We start from the raw sequence: 6,523 nt of genomic DNA, 5'->3' as shown, positions 1-6,523 counted from the left end.
TCTGCGCCCGCTCCGCGGACGACAACCTCTGCCCCGGCATGACCCCTCATCCTGACGAGAATCCACCCCGTTGCAACAACCACTTGAGCCCAAGGTATGTCGATACCCCGTTCTCCCCGAAAGCCGAGTTGATCAAGGCGGGGGCTGGGAGAGCACGCCGGCCCGGGACCGAAATCGGTCCCGGGCCGGCGTTCACGCGAACCTGACTACTTGATCAGCTTCCAGGGGCCATTCGTGTCGCCTGGCTCCTGGCCGCGTGTCCACCACTTCGCCTCGTAGACATGGCCCTTGAAGGACACCCGGTCGCCGGCGACGTACACCTTGGTGAGCGTCCAGGCCGCCGGGCTGTTGTCCGGCGGGGTCGGGGCGATCTCCTCCCAGGAGCCGTTGCGGTCACCCGGCTTCTGGTTGCGGGTGTACCACTGGGCCCGCCACTTCTTACCGTCGTACATCGCGAAGTCGCCGGAGTTGAAGATCCGCGACGGGGTCCAGATCGCCGTACCGTCCTCGGTCATGGCGATCTCCTGCCACGCACCGTTGGCGTCGGCGCCCGGCTTCTGGTTCTTCGTGTACCAGGAGGCCCGGAAGACGCGGCCCTGGTAGGTGACCCGGTCGCCGTCGTTGTAAACGGTCGACGACGCCCACTCCGCCGGCAGGTTCACCGTCAGCACGGCGGTGGCCTGCACCGGCGTGAGGTGGTCACTGCCCGCGTACGACGCGGTCAGCGTGTGCTGGCCGCCCGCGAGGCCCACCGGGAGGGTGAACGTCGCGGCCCCGTTGGTGACGGCGGCCGAACCGCGAACGGTCGTGCCCTCGCGCAACTCCACCGCGCCGGTGACCGGCGTGCTGCCGGCCGCGATCTTGGCGGTCACCGTCGCCGCGGTGCCCCAGGCGGTCGGGGCGGCGGTGACGGTCATCGTCGGGACCTGCTTGGCGGTCGCGAACACGGCCGGCTGGGCCACCGCCGCGCCACCGTCGGCGCTCGTCGCCGACACGATCCAGCCGTACGACGTGCCCGGCAGGAGCTTGTCCCACCCGGTGGTGGCGACGCCGTTCGAGGTCACCTCGTCGGTGCCGATCGTGCCGGACGGCACGTACGCGGCCAGCGAGTCGGTGCTGAACGACGTCTTGCGGGTGGTGAGGTCCACCGGCAGGGTCAGGTTGTCCTCCGAGCCGTTGTACCGCGGCTTGGGCTGGCTGCCGTCCTGGCGGATGTCGTATTCGGTCGCCCCGAAGTTCTTCAGGAACGGCGAGTACGTGTCGATGTGCATCTCGGCCCGGTCCACGTCGAACTGGAGCAGGCGCAGGAAGCTCGCGCCGAACTGCAGCCGGTCGGTGGCCTTGTGGTCCGGGGTGCCGTCACCGTTGACGTCGACGGTGCCGTCGGGCGCGACCCGCGTCGGCCAGAGCTCGGCGGCGGTGACCGTGTAGAACTGGTAGTCGGCGAGCAGCTCGACGACGTCGTGGCTGACGGTGACACCGATCTTCGACTTCAGGTTGGTGCCCACGCCGTGCTCGTGCCCGGCGAGGACCAGGAACACGTTCGGGTTGACCTCGACGACCTGCTTGAAGAGCGGTGAGCCGTCCGGTGCGGAGAAGTCCGCGCCGCGTCCGTCCGGGTTGGCCGAGGGCTTCAGGTAGTCGTGGGAGAGCAGGATCCCGTTGCGGTCCTTGTACCGCTTGAAGATCGAGTCGGCCCACTTGGCCTCGGCCGGCGTGACGCCGTACGACAGGCCGACCGCCACGAAGTCCAGACCACCGGCGGAGAAGAGCAGGTAGTTGTTCTGGTTGTCCTTGCCCGGCGTGACGGAACCGTCGGCCTTGGTCGCCTCGTCCCACGCGTGGTACTCGGTGCCCTTGGGCCAGGACTGCGCTGTCCCGTAGTACCGGTCGGCGCTGAACGTACGGCTGAACCGGGACGTGGGACCGGTCTCGGCGCCCAACTGGTCGTCGTGGTTGCCCGCGATGACCTGGTTGACGACACCGTTGTCGTCGAGGATCTTCTGGAAGCCGGAGGCGGCGGCGAGTTCCTTCTCGACCTGCTCGTGCAGACCGGGCCGCTTCAGCGAGCCGTCCGGGTTGGTGGCCAGCGGGTCGTAGTAGTCGTTCTCGATGACATCGCCGGTGTGCGCGGCGTACGCGATCTTGCGGCTGGCCGCGTTGTCGGCGATCCACTGCATCTGGTCGCGGTACGCGGCCGACCAGATCGCCTGCTCCTCGGCCGTCTCGACGTCCGTGGGCTCGGCCTTGCCGTCCCAGTCGTCGTACGTGCCGCCGGCCGCACCCTCGGTGATGTACTGGGTGTCGGTGAAGTGCGCCAGCGAGAAGTCGTACGAGGCCGGGTCCTCGAAGCGATCCTTGTCGTTCTGCGCCGTCGAGTCGTGCGGGGACAGATCGTCGGCGAACGGGTCCTCGCCGGTGACCAGCACGTGCACCACACCGCCGTCGCGGTAGCCGGCCTCCACCGGCGCGGTCAGCACCGTCTCCTGCCCGGCCTGGCCGCGCGAGGAGGTCAACACGACCCACTTGTCGGTGGCCGGGTTCCACGCCCGCAGCGCCACGATCCGCGCCGGGTCGATGCTGCCTGACCAGCGCAACGTCGGCACCTGCTTGGTCGCCCCGAGCGGCAGGTCGTACCGCTGGAAGATCACCCCACGGCTGGACGGCGTGTCGATCGTCGCGCCGTCGAGCGGGCGCAGCGAGGCCACGTCCACGTTCCTGTCGTGCTGGACGTCGAGCGTGGTCGGCACGTCGGCCGCCTCACCCTGGTAACCGCCGGTCGGCAGGACCACGTCCGCCCTGGTGAAGGTGGCGGTCAGCCCGACCCCCTCGGCACCGGGGATCCGGGCGGACAACTCGGCCGAGAGCGGGTCGGTGTTCTTGACCGTCGAGTTCAGCTCGGTCGGGACGTCCGGGATGCTCGCGCTGCTGAACCGCACCTCGCGGGTGGCGGCGTTGCCGAGCGCGTCGGTCGCCGTCACCGCGATGGTGTGCTGCCCGGCCGGCAGGCCGTGACCGATCTGGTCACCCTGCTGCACGGCGACGCCGTCGAGCGTGATGACCGGCGCGCCGACCACCCCGGAGGCGTCCTTGATGGTGACGTCGAGCGCGACGGTCGAGGTCAACCGCTGCCCGGCCGCCGGGACGCTCTCCGCGACCTCCGGGGCCGTGTTGTCGGTGGTGAAGCGCCGTGTCGAGGTCTTGTCCCCGACGACCGCCTTGATGGTGTGGGCACCGTCCGCGATCGTCGTCGTGTCCACGTCGGCGCGCTTACCCAGCGCCGGTAGCGCCGAGCCGTCCGCCGCGGTGACGTCGAACAGGACCATCTTGTTCAGCACCGCGTTGTGACTGCTGCCGCAGGTGCCGTCACCGATGTACGTGGTCACCTGGGAGCCGGCGGGGTAGCTCGCCGAGCCGATGGTGACCGTGGTCTGCGCGGTCGACCGGGTCAGCTGGGTCGCCTTTCCGCCGGTCGGCAGCAGTTGGAAGTCGCGCAGGGTGAAGTCGTCGAAGTTGTCGCAACCGCCCGGCTTGGCGCTGCCGTGGTCGTTGCCCGCGACGAACTCCACGGCGTTGACGCCCGGCACCAGCCACTCGTTCGGGAAGGCGAGGTCGGCGACCTCCTTCTCCCACATGCCGATCTCCAGCGGGATGCCGTTGATCAGCACCTTGTTGTCGTACCCGTTGTCGCTGCCGTTGCCGCCGACGAACACCTTCAGGTGCGCGTCACCCCCGCTGCCGAGGGTGTCGACCGTACGCGTCGTCGGGGCGTCCGCGATGGTGAAGTGAAGTTCGGCGTCCCTGTTGGCAGCACAGGTGCCGTCGCCCAGCGCCATCGAGGCAGCTGTCGTCTCCACCTTCGTCACGGTCGTGCCGCTGGTGGTGACGACATACGTGGTGCCGGCCGTCACCGTGCCGGCCGTGCTCAGGGTGAGGCTCGTTGCCGCCCGGTTGAGCGTGAAGTCGTCGTGGTTGGCGCAGGTCGCGCCGTTGAGGGTGCCGTTGTAGTCGCCGGTTTTGATCTCGACGATGTTGTCACCGAGGTGCAGGAACCGGTTCGGGAACGCCAGCTTGACGTCCTCGGCGCCGGTCGCGCCGTAGTCACCGCCGAGGTCGACCCGGTGGCCGTTGACCAGGGCGTAGTTCTGGTAGCGCGCCCCGATGGAGTTGCCGGCCGCGACCGCGAGGCCGAGCGTGGCGGTGCCGGCGGCCAGCGCCTCCACGTTCTCGGCGGGCTTGTCGTCGATGGCCAGCGACTCGACCTGGTCCTTGCCACCGCCGGGCAGCGCGGCGATCACCGGCCGGGTGCCGCGTACGCGGGCACCGTCACCGGGGGTGACCACGGCCGCGCCGGCCGGCGCGTTGTTGACGTCCACCGTCACGGACGTCTTCGCGCCCGACAGGGTGGTCGCGCTGACGGTGTGCGTACCGTTGCTGAGCTTGCTGGTGTCAAGGTCGGTGCGCAGGCCGGACGTGCCGCCCGGCTCGCCGGAGATGACGAAGGTCAGGTCCTGGTTGAGCAGCTTCGCCGAGCTTCCGCAGGTGCCGTCGCCGAAGCTGTAGCTGAAGAGGTTCTGCTCACCGTCGGCGACCACGCCGAGCAGGCTGAGGCTGATGCTGCTCAGCGCGTAGTCGTCGTAGTTGGGGCAGCGGCCACCCTCACCGTTGGGCAACTCCTCGTAGCCCACGGCGGTCTTGGTGGTCGTGTCGACCCAGTTCGCTCCAGCGTGGACGGTGATGGTGTTCGCGCCGACCCGCAGCCAGTCGCCCGGGAAGTCGAGGGTGCCGACCTGCCCACCGGGGATGTCCGGGAGGTAGACCCGGTCCGCCTCGGCCGTGTGGTCGTTGACGGTGACGTAGTTGCGGTAGCGGGCCTCGGTGCCGTTGCCACCCATCTCGAAGGCGAGGTGGGCGGTGCCGGCGGTCCGGTCGGCGTCGATCCGGTCGCCGTCGACCGCGAGAGTGGTCACCGAGTCGTTCTCGGTCACCGGCTCGACGACGACGGGGACCGTGCCCTCGATGTTCTGCCCACTGGTGAGGTTGATCAGCGGTGCGTTGGCGCTGGTCGCGGTCGCCTGCGCGTCCGCAAGCGTGGGGTTGAGGGCTGTTGCCGGTCCGGCGATGAGGATGAGCGCCACCGCGGGCAGGATCCCGCGTGTTCGCTTCCGACCCGCACGTCTCTCGTGCGTCATGGCGGGGTTTCTCCTTATTGATGGGTCAAGGTGGACGCCACCGACGCGGAAAGACCCGCCACGGCACCACGGGGCCGAGCGGTTGGGTCGTGCCAGCGCTCCGGTCCACAGGTGCTGTGGCACGCCGGCGGGCGCGGCCGTTTGATGACCCTGCCGGCTCTGTGCGAACTCGCCAGCCAAGCCGGATGAGAGACGGACGCTGTACGGGTGAACAGTTAGTTGATCAACAGCGCGCACGGAAGGGCTGGCGGGTCGCCGCAGCGCGACCCGCCAGCCCCGGTTACCTGCGAAGTTAGCCGACGCCGCTGGCGCGGAACGCCACCCAGGCGTCGCTCATCCGGTCGGCCTGACCGGCGGTGAACATGTTCATGCAGGAGTCCTGCGTGTAGTCCATGAAGTTGTGGATCGGGTCCAGCCCGGGAGCGGTGCAGGTGTCCGCGCCCACCGGGCAGTCGAACTGTGGCGCCGCCTCGCGCGGGGTGTCCGCGACGAAGTCGCCGGATGCGGAGCAGCCGTGCGCGAAGGTGTGCTCCAGCATCAGCCAGTGCCCCACCTCGTGCGTCAGCGTGTCACCGAGGGCGTACTTGCCGGCCGTGCCGCCCGGCATCGACTCGTCGAGCATCACCACGCCGTCGATGTAGTCGCGGCCGTTGTTGTAGCCCTTCGGGAAGTACGCCCAGCCGAGGAGCCCACCACCGATGTTGGCCGCGTACACGTTCAGCGTGCGGGAGTCGCCGGTGTACAGCGCCTTCTTCATGTCCCGCTCGTTCTTGCCCGGCTCGACCGTGTACCAGGCGCTGTTCACCGTCCACGTGGTGTCGACGAGCGAGAACCGGAACGGCGTGTCGGCGGCGTCGCCCGCCGTACGACCCGCGAACGAGTCGTTGAGCACCGTCATCTGCGCCGCGATCAGGGTGTTCCACCTGGTCGTCTCGGCCGGGGTGAGCGGATGGTCGGAGACCATGTGGAAGACCGTCGGGATGGTGACGCTGCCGTTGGGCAGGCGCGGCGCGTCCTTGATCACGCCGTAGGCGTTGGCTTCGTTCTTGGCGTACAGCTCCGGTTCCTGCGCGGTGGCGCCCTCGGCGACCCGGGCGGCGCCGTGCGCGTCGGCACCGGGTTCGCATGCCGCGACGCCCGGGGAGGCGGTCGCGGGGGCGGCCGTGGCCAGCGCGCCGGAGGCGCCACCGGACGCCAGGAGCGTCGCGGCGGTGGCGGTGAGGACCGCCAGTCGGAAGGTCGGTCTCCTGTGCATCGGTGCACCTTTCAGTGAGGGAGCGGTGCGAGGTCGATGACGTCGTCTTCGGGTATGAGAACACGCCGACGACATC

The 6,523-nt window shown here is 69.4% G+C and carries 2 protein-coding genes; both read right to left on the bottom strand.

Annotated elements, in window-relative coordinates:
• Positions 1 to 206: 206 nt before the first annotated feature.
• Positions 207 to 5,138, bottom strand: coding sequence for a carbohydrate-binding protein (locus tag ACIBF8_RS23155; RefSeq protein WP_396785522.1), 4,932 nt, complete (start codon positions 5,136 to 5,138; stop codon positions 207 to 209).
• A 346-nt stretch (positions 5,139 to 5,484) separates the two neighbouring features.
• Entirely contained in the window at positions 5,485 to 6,447 is a 963-nt protein-coding gene (locus ACIBF8_RS23150) for a zinc metalloprotease (protein ID WP_396785520.1), read from the bottom strand.
• Positions 6,448 to 6,523 lie beyond the last annotated feature (76 nt).

The sequence above is a fragment of the Micromonospora sp. NPDC050276 genome, assembly GCF_044459545.1.
Classification (GTDB): Bacteria; Actinomycetota; Actinomycetes; order Mycobacteriales; family Micromonosporaceae; genus Micromonospora.
The sequence above is the reverse complement of the archived record's forward strand: the minus strand, read 5'-3'. Positions and strand labels throughout refer to the sequence as shown.

Coding starts and splice junctions, on each gene's coding strand:
- ACIBF8_RS23150 (WP_396785520.1), bottom strand. CDS start 6,447: ATGCACAGGAGACCGACCTTCCGACTGGCGGTCCTCACCGCCACCGCC.